At 56.2% G+C, this 14612-nt stretch carries 13 protein-coding genes; 10 read left to right on the top strand and 3 right to left on the bottom strand.

Annotated elements, in window-relative coordinates:
* Window positions 1-19: 19 nt before the first annotated feature.
* Window positions 20-748, top strand: a complete 729-nt coding sequence (locus IEX74_RS15385; protein WP_188814899.1) for a DUF72 domain-containing protein — start codon at window positions 20-22, stop codon at window positions 746-748.
* Window positions 749-989: 241 nt separating this feature from the next.
* Here the strand turns inward: IEX74_RS15385 and IEX74_RS15380 are convergent, their stop codons facing one another.
* The 3 genes from IEX74_RS15380 to IEX74_RS15370 form a co-directional block, all read right to left on the bottom strand.
* Window positions 990-1838, bottom strand: coding sequence for a TPM domain-containing protein (locus IEX74_RS15380; RefSeq protein WP_188814898.1), 849 nt, complete (start codon window positions 1836-1838; stop codon window positions 990-992).
* Window positions 1835-2290, bottom strand: coding sequence for a TPM domain-containing protein (locus IEX74_RS15375; protein WP_188814897.1), 456 nt, complete (start codon window positions 2288-2290; stop codon window positions 1835-1837). The genes IEX74_RS15380 and IEX74_RS15375 overlap by 4 nt, the downstream gene beginning before the upstream one ends.
* A gap of 89 nt (window positions 2291-2379) precedes the next feature.
* Window positions 2380-2958, bottom strand: coding sequence for a LemA family protein (locus IEX74_RS15370; RefSeq protein WP_188814896.1), 579 nt, complete (start codon window positions 2956-2958; stop codon window positions 2380-2382).
* 187 nt (window positions 2959-3145) lie between these two features.
* Here IEX74_RS15370 and IEX74_RS15365 point away from each other — a divergent pair, with 187 nt between their 5' ends.
* The 9 genes from IEX74_RS15365 (at window position 3146) to IEX74_RS15325 (ending at window position 14499) form a co-directional block, all read left to right on the top strand.
* Complete coding sequence (locus IEX74_RS15365; RefSeq protein WP_188814895.1) at window positions 3146-4147, top strand: sugar phosphate nucleotidyltransferase; 1002 nt, start codon at window positions 3146-3148, stop codon at window positions 4145-4147.
* A 244-nt stretch (window positions 4148-4391) separates the two neighbouring features.
* On the top strand, window positions 4392-5774 hold the full coding sequence (locus IEX74_RS15360; RefSeq protein WP_188814894.1) for a hypothetical protein: 1383 nt from the start codon (window positions 4392-4394) through the stop codon (window positions 5772-5774).
* 97 nt (window positions 5775-5871) lie between these two features.
* Window positions 5872-6264, top strand: coding sequence for a hypothetical protein (locus IEX74_RS15355; RefSeq protein ID WP_188814893.1), 393 nt, complete (start codon window positions 5872-5874; stop codon window positions 6262-6264).
* 12 nt (window positions 6265-6276) lie between these two features.
* Window positions 6277-6732, top strand: a complete 456-nt coding sequence (locus tag IEX74_RS15350) for a hypothetical protein (RefSeq protein WP_188814892.1) — start codon at window positions 6277-6279, stop codon at window positions 6730-6732.
* Between the two features lie 24 nt (window positions 6733-6756).
* Entirely contained in the window at window positions 6757-8205 is a 1449-nt protein-coding gene (locus IEX74_RS15345; RefSeq protein ID WP_086594405.1) for a hypothetical protein, read from the top strand.
* Window positions 8206-8316: 111 nt separating this feature from the next.
* On the top strand, window positions 8317-8745 hold the full coding sequence (gene tnpA / locus IEX74_RS15340) for an IS200/IS605 family transposase (protein ID WP_188814891.1): 429 nt from the start codon (window positions 8317-8319) through the stop codon (window positions 8743-8745).
* A 174-nt stretch (window positions 8746-8919) separates the two neighbouring features.
* Window positions 8920-12387, top strand: a complete 3468-nt coding sequence (locus tag IEX74_RS15335; protein WP_188814890.1) for a hypothetical protein — start codon at window positions 8920-8922, stop codon at window positions 12385-12387.
* A gap of 108 nt (window positions 12388-12495) precedes the next feature.
* Window positions 12496-12903: a hypothetical protein gene (locus IEX74_RS15330; protein WP_188814889.1), complete on the top strand. Its 408-nt coding sequence runs from the start codon at window positions 12496-12498 to the stop codon at window positions 12901-12903.
* A gap of 51 nt (window positions 12904-12954) precedes the next feature.
* The gene (locus IEX74_RS15325) at window positions 12955-14499 is read left to right on the top strand and encodes a hypothetical protein (protein ID WP_188814888.1); all 1545 of its coding nucleotides are present in this window, start codon (window positions 12955-12957) and stop codon (window positions 14497-14499) included.
* The last annotated feature ends 113 nt before the right edge of the window (window positions 14500-14612 follow it).

Below are 14612 nucleotides of genomic sequence, written 5' to 3'. Positions count from 1 at the left end.
GCCACTGCCTAGCTTACTTATGCCCACCTACTACATCGGTTGCTCTGGCTTTTCTTACCGCGACTGGAAAGGCGTGCTGTATCCGGAAGGCTTGCCGCCGCGCAAGTGGTTTGAGTACTACACGCAGCACTTCAATACCTTGGAGATAAACGTGACCTTCTACCGTATGCCGGAGCTGAAGGTGTTTGAGGACTGGTACGCCAAGAGTCCGGCCGATTACCGCTTTGCCGTGAAAGCGCCGCGCCAGGTCACGCACTACAAGAAGTTCAACGCCGAAGCCCAGCCAATCCTAGCCGACTTCTACGCCACCGTACAGGAAGGCTTAGGCGAAAAGCTAGGTCCGGTGCTGTTTCAGCTGCCGCCCAAAGCCGCCTACACCGATGAGCTGCTCCAACGTATCCTCGACAGCCTCGATCCGGCCTTTAATAATGTGATAGAATTTCGCCACCCAAGCTGGTGGGATGGCGAGGTGTTTCGCGAGCTAGCCCGTCACCACATCGCCTTCGTTGGGCAGAGCCATCCGCAACCGCTTCCGGATGAGGTAGTGGTCAACACCGACGTGCTTTATTACCGCTTCCACGGCGTACCGGAGCTGTACACCACGCCCTACAGCCCCGAGTTTTTACAGCGCGTGGCCGCCGAAATTAAGGCCGCGCCGCAGGTGAAAGAGGTTTACCTGTACTTCAACAATGGTATTGGCGGCGCTGGCGTCGAGAATGCGCGTGAAATGCAGGCGCTGCTGCGCTAACGGCCGCACTTGGTTACAAACCAGAAAACGGCGGCTACCAGCGCAACACCAGCGAATCGAAGGGCCAGGAATACCCAGGCCGGAAGTTCAGGCTTATCGGAGTTTTGGAGCATACGACTATTACGGACTTCACCGGCTTTCAGTGGTCTGCGACCTAGGTTTCGCAAACGCTGTTTTAAATGAAGAAGGGCACCATCACTAGTGCCCTTCTTCATTTAAAACAGCGTTTGCGAAACCTAGCTTACCAGTTGCCGCTGGCGCCGCCGCCGCCGGAGCTGCCGCCGCCGAAGCCGCCAAAGCCACCGCCGCCACCCCCACCGAAGCCGCCACCGCCGCCAAATACGCCGCGGCCGCCGCTGAAGTCGCCGAAGATAATGGGCGGGATAAAGCCACCACCGAAGCCGCGGCTGCGTCGACCAAAGCCCCCGCCGCCGCCCCCGCCGCCGCGTGAGCGCAGCAGCAGAAAGAGCACCAGCGCGCCGATAATCAACCAGAACGTCCAGCCGGAGCCGCTGGAATCGCCGTTGTTGGACTGCGCCGTTCTTGGGTCGGCTTTGTAGCCCTCGCCTTTCGCCAGGGCAATCAGCTCGTCGGTGGCCGTGTTGAGGCCGTCGTAGTAGCGCTGCTCGCGGAAGGCGGGCACAATGGTGTTGGAAATAATCCGCTTCGCCAACGCATCAGGCACGGCGCCTTCCAGGCCGTAGCCAGTCTGGATGCGGGCCGAGTGCTCCTGCTTGGCGACTAGGATGAGAATGCCGTTGTTTTCGCCTTTCTGGCCAATGCCCCAGCTTTCGTAGAGCTTCTGAGCATAGTCGGCAATTTCGTAGTCGCCGAGCGTAGGCACCGTCACAACAGAAATCTGCGAGGACGTGGAGTCGTTGTAGGCAACAAGCTTGCGCTCCAGCGCGTCCGCTTCATCGGGCCGGAGCATGCCCGCCAGATCATTGACGAGGCGCGGTGGCGATGGGCGTGGCGGCACATCCTGCGCCACGGCGGGCTGAAGCAAGCTCGTGAGGAGCAGCAACAGCCCGAGCAAGGCGCCGGGCCAACGACTTTTTAGCAGAAGAGGAAAAGGGGAGAGAATGCTCATGCGTGCGGCGGCGTGGAGTCGCCAAACGAGATGGAGTCGTCGAGTTCGTTGCGGTCAGTGGCCGCATCGTAGGGGAAGTAGCGCCGAAGCTGCTCACCTACCATCCGGATGCCTTTTTCCAACCCCGTGACATAGTCGTGGAGCCGGAAGTGGTCGAGCACGGTTTCCTTCGTGACTTCCCAAAAATCATCGGGTACGGCGGAATTGATGGCAGAGTCGCCGATGACGGCAAACTGACGCGTTTTCCAGGCTAAGTAAAAAAGAACGCCGTTGCGCTGGGCGGTGCGGTGCATACCTAGCTCGGCAAATACCTGGGCGGCGCGGTCGAGCGGCTCGGGTGTGGGGCAGGTGTCTTCCAGGTGAACCCGGATTTCGCCGGAGGTCGTGATTTCGGCCTGCCGGATAGCGGCCACAAGTGCAGCCTCTTGTTCCGGCGTCAGAGGGCTTTTCATGGGTGGGAGCCTGATTGGTTTTTGGTTGTTTGTTTTTAGTTTTTAGTTTTTTGATAAGTTCGTTTGATGACCAAAAACCAAAAACCAAATTAGAACTGAACGGTAGGAGCTTTCTGAGCGCTGGCATCGGCCTCGAAGTAAGGTTTCTCCTTGAAGCCGAACATGCCCGCGAAGATGTTGTTGGGGAACGACTTCACGTAGCCGTTGTAGTCGTTCGTCACATCGTTGAACTTGTTGCGCTCCACGTTAATACGATTTTCGGTGCCCTCAATCTGTGCTTGCAGCTCCTGAAAGTTGGCGTTAGCTTTCAGATCAGGATAATTTTCTGAGACAGCCAACAAGCGACCTAGGCCCGAGCTAACCTGGCTTTGAGCCTCCTGGAAGCGTTTGATGTTTTCGGGCGTCAGGTCGTCACCCGAAAGCTGCACGCTTGTGGCTTTGGCGCGGGCATTAATAACGTCGGTCAGGGTGCTTTTTTCAAAGTTCGCAGCGCCCTTCACGGTATTTACCAAGTTCGGAATGAGGTCGTTGCGACGCTGGTAGCTGCTTTGCACCTTCGCCCACTGCGATTTCACGGCCTGGTCGCGCTCAACCATACCATTGTAGCCGCACGATGATTGCGTGAGCAAGATTACTAAGCCAAAGAAGTACAGAGCAAAACGTTTCATAGAGAGAAAAAAAATAAAAAGTGGAAGAGAGAGAAAGACAATCGAAACCTAGGGCCGGCCGACTTGGTTAGCGTCGACAGGCACCGGTGCGCTGAAAAGTACGAATTAAGGCGTTGGCGGTTGTGCTGAGGTCCGGTGCTCCGCTGCCGATTCACTATTTTGCGTGCTTACGCCACGCCTTTTGTTCATGAAAGCTGTCATCCCCGTTGCCGGCATCGGCTCCCGCCTACGTCCGCATACGCATACTCAGCCTAAGTCGCTGGTACCTGTAGCTGGGAATACCATCCTGGGTCACATCATCGACCGCCTTATCGGCGCTGGTATTCAAGAATTTGTCTTCATTATCGGCTATCTGGGCGAAAAGATCGAGCGCTACGTGCGGCGAAATTATCCGCAAATCCAGTCCACCTTCGTGGTGCAGGAGCCGCGCGAAGGCATCGGCCACGCCCTCTGGATTGCCCGCGAGGAGTTCCAGCACGAGTCGGAAGGCATCCTGATTCTGCTCGGCGACACCATCGTGGATGTTGACCTAGATGCCGTGCTGCAAATGCCGGGCACGGTGCTGGGCGTGAAGGAAGTGAAAACCCCTACGCTCTTTGGCCTGGTGGAAACGGCACCCGGCGGGCGCGTCACGAAAGTGATGGAGAAACCGAAAATTCCGAAGTCGAACTATGCGATGGTGGGGCTGTACAAAATCGCGCACCCCGCGCAGCTGGCCGACGCTCTGGGTCGCTTGATTGCCGAGGAGCACCGCACGCACGGCGAGTTTCAGCTGACTGATGCCCTGATGACGCTGATTCAGGAAGGGGAGGAGATGACCACCATCACGGTGGACAACTGGTTTGACTGCGGCCGCAAAGACACGCTGCTCGAAGCCAACGCCCGCCTGCTGAGTCGGCCGGAGTTCATGAGTACGGAGGCGCTACCCGAGTTTCCGAACACTATTATTATTCCGCCCGTCAGTATTGGCAAGAACTGCCAGATTTCCTGCTCCATCATCGGTCCCAACGTAGCCATTGGCGACCGGACCATTGTGGAGAATACGATTCTGACCAACTCCATCATCGGTTCCTACAGCGAGCTGCGCCAAGCTGTGCTCCACGACTGTATTGTGGGCTCTGATGCGTCGTTCCGGGGCCTGAACCACAGCCTGAACATCGGCGACAATACCGAGATTGATTATAGCTAGGTTGTAAAAACATACGGAACGTCATGCTGAGCTTGTCGAAGCATCTCGCGTGCAGTAGTAATCATATACCATTGCGCGCGAGATGCTTTGACAAGCTCAGCATGACGTTCTGCGTATTGATTATGTGTTTAAACCTAGCTCACTATAAAATATTCTTTACACTATATCGTTCCTACACAACCTGCTGGGCATCCTGGCAGTAGGTAAGGTTGCGGCTTCGGCTGCCATCCTTTACATTGGTTCGATGCAACGCACTCCCTTCTCTCGACTGCTGCCAGGGCTATTGGCGGCAGTTTTGTTACTTCCCGGCTGCTATTCCCGTGACGACCTCAAATCCGACGCGGGCAACAACAAAGCCGCCGAAACTACTGAGGCTTCCCCAGATAAAGCGCCCGCCGCTGCTCCCTCACCGGAGGCCGACCCTAGCTCTACTACGGCCGCAACGGGCTCGCTAAAGCAAGTGAACGTCTTCCTGGAAGTATCGGGCTCAATGGAAGGCTTCATGCCTAAAACCGGCGCTGATGCCCAGAACACCCGCTTTCAGCAGCACGTGGCGCAGTTTCTTTCCGATGTGAACCGGAGCGCCAGCGTTCAGCGCAAAACGTTCTACCGCATCAAGGAGAAGCCGTACCGTGACTCGTACCAACAGCTAGAAACTACTGTGCGCGAGGGCATTCGGGAACCGGCCAGCAGCACCAGCATCCCGGCCATCCTAGATACGCTGGTGAGTCATTATTATCAGCCGAATGCCGTAAACGTGCTGATTTCGGACTTCATCTACGCCCCGCGCAACGCGGGTGCCGTGCCCTACATCAAAACTGACATCACCGACGCCCTGAACGCTGCCGGTCGCTCCGACCTAGCGGTGTCAGTTTACGGGCACACGTCGGATTTCAAAGGGGCTTTTTACCCGGCCATGAAAACGGCCGCCAAGCGCATCAACCGCTGCTGCGACACCGACATACCTTATTATGTGTGGGTAATCGGCCCGGCCGATGCCGTGCGGCGCTTTGATGCTGCGTTGTTAAAAAAGGCGCCGGGCGAACAGGCGCACTTCGGCGTGAAGTACTCGGCGGCGCCTTCTTCCCTGCTGAACAAGTTCCAGAACCAAGGCGCGTGGTACTACGGCGAGAAAGACGCCAGCAAGCGCGCCGCCGGTGCTACTTATCATACCGTAGCCGTGAGCGAAGTATCCGCGCAACAGCCCGTAGAGTTCGTGCTCGGGATGAATCTGCAAGCGCTGCCCGCTTTGTACCAAGACCTAGGTCACCTGAAAGCGAACTTGCAACTAACTGGGCAAGACACCGATGCGAAGATCGTGAGCGTGTTTGGCGCTACCGATCAGACCCGCGCCAGCAGCGGACCCGAGGCGCAATACACGCATTTTGTCAAAATTCGCGTTACCAAGATGGGCAAAGCGGCCCGACCCCTGCAAGTTATCCTCCAAGACAAGCGCCCGATGTGGATAACTCAGTGGACAACTAAGAATGACAGCAACATCAACCAAGTCGGCGCCAAAACCTTTGCCCTAAGCAGCCTAATCGACGGCGTAGCGGCCGTCACGACGGATGAGCAAGACCAAGCGCCTATCTTTCAGATCCCGCTCACGTTGCAACCCGCTGACTAAAGCTAGCTTTTAGCTGGCACCTTCTTCGCAGTATCCCTATTCCAACGCAACTCGTGTATTGCTCCACCAACTAAACGTTGGCGTTTCCCTTCCTTCTATGCAAAGCTTCTTCCGCTTCCTCTACGAACTCATTGGCACACCCCAGCCGCCCGCTGATACGCCCGTGTACCGCCAGATTGTATTCCCCAACATCGGTCTGCTCAACCTAGGTATCTCGCTGGCGCTGGTCATCATTTTCTACTACCTCATCAACCGTGCGATGGGCGTGGCTACTTTCAATAAGCTGCGCCATTGGACCCTGTTCTTGGTGCTGAACGCCCTGATTGCGTTCATCGTGGTGGTGTGGCAGGCCAAAGCTCAGCAAGTAACCGACCACAGCTACATCTATTGGCTGGCTACGCTGAACGCGGTGTATGGCCTCTTGTTCTATTTCCTGTTTTCCGTCATTCTGCGCAAAGGCTCGACTAACGCGAGCACCACGCCTTTTTAAGTCGAAGAAGATATGGATCCTGCTTTTCCTCTGCTTTGCTTACATGAGGAGGAAGAACCTTACTGCTATTTAGTAGAGGGTAATCAGGAATTGAACTACTGCAATTTGTATGGCTACTATGAGTCACAACGAAATCCAGCGTTGTATTTCGATGCCTCTGGTAAAAAGGTCAGACGGAAGCTCAAGTTGAAGCGTAGCTTCGGCAAGTGGCAAAAGCTACTATCCTATTTCTATTGGGGTAAAGTTCCGGTAGAGAGTACATGGTATCAAGTAGGAGAATATGAGCTTGCTGAACTCAAAGAATGGGTCCTGCGCTGTATTAAAGCCGACGATGATGTGCTGACTCAATTTATTGAGAAAAATCATCTGATTAGGTTACTTAAACAGGCACGCCATTTTGAAGACATTTATATGGTTTTACAAAACGCCATATACAATTTTGAAGACGATGACTCACTCATAGAGTGAGTGTAAATCAAAAAGCCCTAAACAATGGCTAAACTCTTTTTATTCGGTATCGGCGGCACAGGTTCCCGCGTTATTCGCTCGCTCACGATGTTGTTGGCGGCCGGCGTCGAGCTTCCTAACTGCGACCGGGTGGTGCCCATCATCATTGACCCCGACGCTCACAACGGCGACATGAACCGCACGGTAGCGCTGTTGCAGAGCTACCAGCAGATTTACAAAAAGCTAGGTCCGCGCGAAGAAGGCTTCTTCAAAACCGACATCAGCACGCTCAGCGGCATCAGCCAGGACGTGAATGGCTCGGTGAAAGACACGTTCATCTTCGACTTTGGCGGCATCAACCAAAGCTTCCGCCAATACCTCAGCTACGATGGTCTGTCGGTTGACTCTAAGGGGCTAGTGGATTTGCTGTTCACGCAAGACAACCTCGAAAGCCCCCTTACGATTGGTTTCCGGGGCTCGCCCAACGTGGGCAGTATCGTGCTGAACAAGCTCGTGGAGTCTCCCGAAATCCGCTTTTTCGCCGATAACTTCCAGGAAGGTGACCGGGTGTTTTTCGTGTCGAGCATCTTCGGCGGGACGGGTGCGGCGGGCTTCCCGCTCATGCTCAAGAACCTGAAGGACACCAACACGCGCCTGAGCAACGCCCGCTACCTGCGCGACGCACCCACCGGCGCCGTGACGGTGATGCCGTACTTCGCGCTGCAATCGGAGGACAACTCGGTTATTGATTCCAACAGCTTCCTCACTAAAACCAAGGCGGCGCTCAGCTATTACGAGCACAACTTGCAAGGTCTGAATGCCTTGTACTACCTAGCCGACACGCCGGATACGCCCTACGAAAACCAGCCTGGCGGCACCCAGCAGCGCAACAAAGCTCACCTTATCGAGCTGCTAGCCGCGCTCAGCATCGTAGACTTCATGAAGTACTCGGCGGCTGAGCTGCGTACCGGCGGACCGCACTTCCACGAGTACGGACTCGCCACCGACGCGCCCGAAGTGCAGTTCAACCACCTGCCCGACGAGTCGCGCGAGTTGATGGCCAAGCACCTCACGCAGCTGCTCTACTTCACGCGCTACCACCGCCAGTTCCTCGCCACCGACAAGGCGCCGTACCACGACAACCTGAAGCTCGACTACGCCCTGCGCAACGAGCCCATTTTCCGGGAGCTGCAAAATATCCTGCACAGCCCCGAGTTTGGCGTGGATGAGTGGCTGAAAGAGCTAGGTCAAAACCGCCGGGCCTTCCGTCCCTTCGACCTAGCCACCGATGACTTCAACGCCATGATTGCCGGCAAACCCGTGGAAAAGAAGTGGACCGACTTCTTCAACAAAGGCATCAACCACAACTACTTCCTCGACTCGCTCAACAAAACCGAGAAGACTATTGCCGAACCCGACAACTTCAAGAAGCTCATCGAGCTGTTCTATGACGTGACGGATAAGGCGTTTGAGGAGAAGGTAAAAGTGGTGTAGCACCTCCATGCGTCCCAGGGTTGAAACCCTGGGCTATGTAGCGGGTCCTGCTTGACGCTAACTAGCCCAGGGTTTCAACCCTGGGTGCTCGAATAATACTCAAGAACAGACATGAGTCACGTTTTTCAGGCCTTATGGGTACATGTTACATGGGCCACTAAGAACCGACAACCGTGGCTTACGGCAGAATTGAAACCTGCGCTGTTTAGTCAGATTCGGGATATTGCGGAAGCGGGAAACATTCGATTGGATTTTCTAAATGGCGTTTACGATCATGTGCATTGCCTTTTGTCGTTGCGCACTACAGATCGACTTGATCTAGTTATGCAGCAGCTAAAAGGAAAAAGTGCTCATTGGGTGAATGAGCAGCAGCTAACCGACTATGTTTTTGCCTGGCAGAATGGCTACGGGGCTTTTTCGGTGAGTCCATCACATGTGCAACGCGTACGTAACTACATCCGCAACCAAGAAAAGCATCATCAAGAACAAGATTATTGGCAAGAAATGGAGATGCTGGAGAAAATGGCCCGAGTGCTATGATCGGCCGATTCAAGCATCCTAAATGCCCGAGTTGTCCCAGAGTTGAAACCCTGGGCTATTCAGCGTAAAAAGCATCTCGCTACGTAGCCCAGGGTTGCAACCCTGGGAATGGATGTGAGAATAATCCCAGAACATAACCGCTAACTAGCCCAGGGTTTCAACCCTGGGAAGCCTATGCCCAAAGTCCTTCGCTTACATAACAACGGTTCCCAGCAGGTGCAAGGCTGGCAGAAAACCGCGCCCGTTACCAGCACCGAAATCAACACCGTGACCGACCCGGCGGGGGGCAAGGCCAAGAACGTAGCCGTGTCCATCCCAACGCCGTTTGCGCGGATGCACCTTTTCGAAACCGCCTTCGATTTCCTGGCGCGGGAAGGGCAGCGCAATCCGGGGTCGGTGTACCACGAGCTGGTGACGCACTTCTGGGATTTGTTTGAGTTGCTGTATAACTACCACCTGTATTCGCAGGCGGGGCGCAAAATCACGCTGCGGCGCTGGAATGCGGAAACGGAAATTCGCAAGATGCGGCAGCAGGAAGGCACGCGTCTGCTCGGCGAAACCTTGCAGTTGTTCTTGCAAGACGAGCGGTTCCGCGATTTCTCCGATATGTACCTCGTGTACTACGAGTCGCCGGAGCTGCCGGGCGGACCTAGGTTGCTCGGCGGCACCTCGCCGCTCACGCTGCTCTTCACCGGCCCAGAAGTGAAGCCGCTGGACCTAGAGCGTCCTCAAGCGCGCGGCCATTACTTCGACAATCAAACCGTGCTGCTCGAAGACCGCGACCCGCAGTTCCGCGAGTTTGTGTACGAATTGTTCCTGGCTTACCCAGCCTTGCAGCGCCGCGACTTCGCCGGCAGTGTTTTCGCCGGCTTAGATCGGAGCAAGATCAATCAGCTCCAGATGCAGGGCGACCGGACGGCTCAGCAGTTCGCCGCCCGTTACCCCGCGCTGCCCGACATTCAGGGCAACCTAGCTAGCGTGAAAAGTGTGCCGCTGCCCGGCCGCGCCGACCAGTCGGCCGTGACTAGCTCCGACCTGTTCATTCAGCCGACCCGCGCCAACGAAAGTGGCCGGCCGCGCCCATTGGTGTTGCGCCCGAACCTGACTATGCAAGGCGCCAACTACCTCAACGGCCAACCCTGGGACGACCGCACGCCCGTGCCGTACCACGATGAGCTAGCCCTAGAAAACCGCGTGCTGCCCGGCAAAGGCTTCAAGTACCCGTACCTTACCGTCGGCGACTTCCTGGAAGATTCGCTGGTGGAACTGCCGTACGACCTGAACACCCAGCGCTTCCACACTGGCAAAGTGTCGTTTCAGTACGGCGCCGATGGGCAGGGGCGAGCTAGGTTCCCGTACCTGCTGCCGCTGCGCCAGGCGTTCTTCGACTACTTCACCGAGAACGAGCTAGCCGAGCTGCTGCACTTCACCATCGACCTGAACCACGTGCGCGTGACGTTGCGGGTGCCGGTGCAAGCGGGTCGCTTTATCTCGTTTGAACGTAGCTACTACCACAATCCGCAGAACCCGAAGGACGCGCAAGGCCGCGAAATTTTGGAGAAAGGTCGCATCGTGCGCGCGAACGTGGACCTAGGTGTGTTCCCGTTCTACAAAGTGCGCCACCAGCCCCAGTACAACGACTTGTACAAAGTGATGCTGGTGGACGCCGATAACTCACCCACCATGCTCAGCCGCCGCTACGACCTCACGTTCTTCGTGGGCGGCGAACGACTCACCGAGCAAGGCGCAGCCCGCCGTGCCGTTCGCCACGAGCGCACGCAGAAGAGCATGGCTACCGCGGGCAGTACCTACTACGAAATCACCGGCACGCACTTCGACGTGGCCGAGCTGACGTGTCCGCCCGCTAGCATTGGTGGCGAGCCGGCGCGCGGCCTCTTAGTGCCACGCTGGCGCGAACTCGACCGTGGCACGCGGCGCTTCACCTTCGCCGTCGACTTCGGCACCACCAACACGCACATTGCTTACGCGGATGGTCCCTCGGCCCACCCGCGTCCGCTCACCATTGGTGAGGCCGATGTGCAAGTGGAATGGCTGCACGCGCCGGTGGCCGATATGGGCTTGTCGGCAGCGCAACGCTACCGCACGGGCGCTGGTCAGATGTGGGATTCGGTGGCAACGCTGCAAAACCGCGAGTTCGTACCTAGCTTCGTCGGCGACGGTGGCTCGGTGTATGAATTCCCGATTCGGACGGCGGTTTGCGAAACACTGTCGTTTGCCAACGAGCCAGCCAAGGTGCTGAGCAACATCAACATTGGCTTCAGTATCAACACCGAAACACTGGCTGAGCTGCCCCAGAACCGCTTCGTAACGAACCTGAAATGGTCGGCGGAGCTAGATCCGCAGGGCGTGAGCCGCATTGAAGCGTTCTTCCGCGAAATCCTGTTGTTGCTCAAGCACAAAGCGGCGTTGCATGGTGGCATTCTGGAAGACACCCGCGTGGTGTGGTTTGCCCCGTTGAGCTTCGATGGCTTCCTGCGCAACCAGTTTCAGCAGGTGTGGGACGAGGCTTTCCAACAAGTGTTCAAGACGCGCCAAAACACGGTGTGCCTCACTGAATCGGTGGCGCCGTACTATTACCTCACGGCCACGAACCAAGTGGTACCCAACCGCGACGAGAACGTTATCAACATCGACATCGGTGGTGGTACGACCGACTTGCTCATCTTCGCGGAGCAAAAACCGGCCTTTAGCTCGTCCTTCCGCTTCGCCGGCGACGACCTGTGGGGCGACGGCTACGCTCGCGTGCAAGGCGCGCCCAAGCAAAACGGCCTCCTGCGCCTAGGGGTCAACCACGCCGACGCGCTACCCAGCAGCGAGCAAAACCAGGAGTACAAAGGCTACCTGAGCGCCGCCCTGAAAAACGCGGACTTCGGCTCGGCCGACGTGACCAGCTTGCTCTTTAAGTACGACGACGCGCTACGCTTCTCCCAGAGCCTGACCCTAGGGAAGGGCCGACAGTTGCGGGTGCTGTTCTACCTGCACTACACGTCCATCATCTACCACACGGCCCAGCTCGTGCAGCAGCTAGGTCTGAAGACGCCGCGCTATCTGTGCTTCTCGGGCAAAGGCAGCTTGTACTTGCGTTTGTTGGCCGGTGGCAGCAGCTTGGTAGCCATTGAGAAGATCACGAAAGCCGTCTTCAAAGTCGTAACGGGCACCGAGCCGCCACAAAACTTCCGCGTCATTCTGGCTGATAACCCCAAGGAAGCTACCACCAACGGCGGCGTGCTGTTCGAGGAAAAATCATCGACTTCTGATTACGACCAGATCAAGCACGTGAAGCTCACCGGCACGGCGCAATCGGCGGAAATCGGGGCAGTCCGCCTTAAGTTGCAGCAGGTAGACGCGGACCTCAAGCAGCAGGTACTCGACAACGTGCGCAACTTTCTGACTCTCGTGCTGGAAGGCGACGAAGTAGCGCCGCTCCTGCGCGAAGTAGGCGTCGACGTAGACCGCCAACGGGTGCGCGACATTCTGCTCCGCGAAATCGAAGACAGCCTGAGCCTAGGTCTGCACCAGCTTCAGCGCCAACTCAGCAACGACGAGACGCTACCGGAAACGCTGTTCTTCTACCCGCTGAAGCAGGCGTTGTATAACCTGAGCCGGGAATTGCAGGCGTAGGCCTAGCCTTCCCAGGGTTGAAACTTTGTGCTATTCGGCGGTGAAATAAGGTCCGCTCCGTAGCCCAGGGTTTCAATCCTGGGACGACTCAGTCAACGATGATGCTGGATGAACAGAAACGTCAACTTCTTTATTGATGTGCTTCGCTTGATGCCAGATGATGCTTCTGTCGTGTTGTACTCTACCGAAGAAGAAATTTTGAAGGCAATAAAGAAAATGATTTCATCGGCTACGATTGATCAATTCGAGGTAATCATTTCACTAACAAGCCGAAGAGACCTAATCAGAACGCTTGTTTGTTCTGATGTTCTGCCTCACATAATTCATGTCACCATCCTTAAAGCTGAGAAAGAGTTCTATAATTCTTACGACCGTATGATGGGCTGCTATCTACATAAGCCGATGGTACTTTCACCTCATTTTATTCAGAAGTACTCTCTACAAGAGTATGAAACTGGATGGGAGTTTTGCGGTGAAGAATGGGATGGTATAGAACAACACGTTCTCCTGTTGTAGCCATCGATTTGACACTCGTTCAGCTCTAATTTTTAATTATTGCCCTAACTCATGACCTCTCTCCGCCGCGCAACTTCCTTATTCCTTGGTCTGCTTCTAACTGCCGCTGCCCACGCCCAAACGCCCCTAGGTAAGCCCACGCTCGACGAGCAAAAGGTGCAGATTTGGTGCGCCACGGTGAAATTCGTGTACAACGACAACCACCGACCAAACCTTAAAAGCAAGCTTAATTGCGGCGGAACGCTGAAGCAGTTTGAAACCAGCATCAAGCCCGACAGTCAGAAGGTGTACAGCTTGCTCTACCAACCTTTGGAAGGCCGCGGCACGATGTACAAAGGCCTAGGTACTGACCAAGCGCGGAGCGAAAAGCTCGTAACAGAGATTATCAACCGTCTGAAAGCATCGCCGGCTCGCAAAGCCAGCCCTGCCCGGATGCAAGCGGTGGAGGCCTTGAATACGTCGCTTCGGGGCTACGTCGAAAATGGCACGCCGCCCGGTGATATCGGCGCCAATGATGCAGCCAGTGCTGAGCTTACTGATACAACCACATCTACGGACGAAGCCACGGCGGCGGCGTCGCCTGATGCGGGACCGGCTACCATTGGCGACACCTCTACCACCCGCTCGTCGGGGGAGAGCTTCATGAGTAAATTTTTCAGTCCGTTGGCGCTTATTCTGTCGTTGTTGAGCTTGGTGCTGTATGCGCTTCTGCGCGGCCAGATCGGCAAGCTGGTGGAGAAAGTTGACCGCTACGGCAGGGAAACAAAAGGTGTGCGTGGCAATACCAATGACTTTGCAGCAGGTAGCCCAGCTAGCGTTACTAAACTAACGCCCGAGCTACAGCGTGAAGTGGAGAAACTAGTACAGCAACGCGTAGCGGAAGAGTTGCGGAAGCAATCTGCTCCGGCGCCGGTTGCAGCACCACAGCCCGTAACGCCGGTACCCGCTCCGGCACCAGTCGCCGCGGCACCTAGCCCGAAACCTGTTGCGCCAGTTCCTGTGGCACCAGCTCCTGCTCCGGTAGCAGCAACTCCTCCCGCGCCGGCGCCGACCCCACCAGCACCACCCGTTACGGCGGCGCCTCCAGCTCCTACTCCGGCCCCCGTTACCTACGAGGCGCCGCCTTCCATGTCGGAGACTTCGCCCATACCAACGGTGATACCAGCCGGCTCGCCAGCTTCAGCGCCAATCGAAGAGTTCGACAGCTTGGTACCGCCCGTGCAATTTCCTGTTTCTGAAAATCAGGTAACAGAGGAGCCAGACGATGCGCTTGCCACGGCGTACACGCGCTACGTGAAGGTGCCCGTGAATGGTGGTTTCAACATCTACGACTTGTCGGAAGAGCCACAGCACGACAGCATCTACGAAATCATCCTCGACACGCAGTTCCCCGAAGTAGGCATCTTCCAGGTGAATCCCGATCCGGCAGTGCACGCTTATGCTATTCAAAGTGCCCAATACTCGTTGCGTGAAGCGTGCCGCTACGAGCAGCCCACTGGCCCCGTATCACGCATCGTGACCGACGAGGAAGGCACGCTACGGAAAGTCGGTGGCGTATGGCAGATTGAGTCAAAGGCACTGATTCATTTCGAGTAACCAAGAAAATTAGAGTTATAACAAAAAGCTCCTCTCCTTTTTTCAAGGAGGGGCTGGGGGTGGTCCAATTAGTACTAGAAAACTAGCGCTAGTCTTTGTTCAACGACAAAGGA

The organism is Hymenobacter cavernae (assembly GCF_014641455.1).
In the GTDB taxonomy this organism is placed as follows: Bacteria; Bacteroidota; Bacteroidia; order Cytophagales; family Hymenobacteraceae; genus Hymenobacter; species Hymenobacter cavernae.
The sequence above is the reverse complement of the archived record's forward strand: the minus strand, read 5'-3'. Positions and strand labels throughout refer to the sequence as shown.

Excerpts from the sequence above, each read along its gene's own strand:
- IEX74_RS15385 (WP_188814899.1), top strand. The coding sequence starts at position 20 with ATGCCCACCTACTACATCGGTTGCTCTGGCTTTTCTTACCGCGACTGG.
- IEX74_RS15380 (WP_188814898.1), bottom strand. The coding sequence starts at position 1,838 with ATGAGCATTCTCTCCCCTTTTCCTCTTCTGCTAAAAAGTCGTTGGCCC.
- IEX74_RS15375 (WP_188814897.1), bottom strand. The coding sequence starts at position 2,290 with ATGAAAAGCCCTCTGACGCCGGAACAAGAGGCTGCACTTGTGGCCGCT.
- IEX74_RS15370 (WP_188814896.1), bottom strand. The coding sequence starts at position 2,958 with ATGAAACGTTTTGCTCTGTACTTCTTTGGCTTAGTAATCTTGCTCACG.
- IEX74_RS15365 (WP_188814895.1), top strand. The coding sequence starts at position 3,146 with ATGAAAGCTGTCATCCCCGTTGCCGGCATCGGCTCCCGCCTACGTCCG.
- IEX74_RS15360 (WP_188814894.1), top strand. The coding sequence starts at position 4,392 with ATGCAACGCACTCCCTTCTCTCGACTGCTGCCAGGGCTATTGGCGGCA.
- IEX74_RS15355 (WP_188814893.1), top strand. The coding sequence starts at position 5,872 with ATGCAAAGCTTCTTCCGCTTCCTCTACGAACTCATTGGCACACCCCAG.
- IEX74_RS15350 (WP_188814892.1), top strand. The coding sequence starts at position 6,277 with ATGGATCCTGCTTTTCCTCTGCTTTGCTTACATGAGGAGGAAGAACCT.
- IEX74_RS15345 (WP_086594405.1), top strand. The coding sequence starts at position 6,757 with ATGGCTAAACTCTTTTTATTCGGTATCGGCGGCACAGGTTCCCGCGTT.
- tnpA (WP_188814891.1), top strand. The coding sequence starts at position 8,317 with ATGAGTCACGTTTTTCAGGCCTTATGGGTACATGTTACATGGGCCACT.
- IEX74_RS15335 (WP_188814890.1), top strand. The coding sequence starts at position 8,920 with ATGCCCAAAGTCCTTCGCTTACATAACAACGGTTCCCAGCAGGTGCAA.
- IEX74_RS15330 (WP_188814889.1), top strand. The coding sequence starts at position 12,496 with ATGAACAGAAACGTCAACTTCTTTATTGATGTGCTTCGCTTGATGCCA.
- IEX74_RS15325 (WP_188814888.1), top strand. The coding sequence starts at position 12,955 with ATGACCTCTCTCCGCCGCGCAACTTCCTTATTCCTTGGTCTGCTTCTA.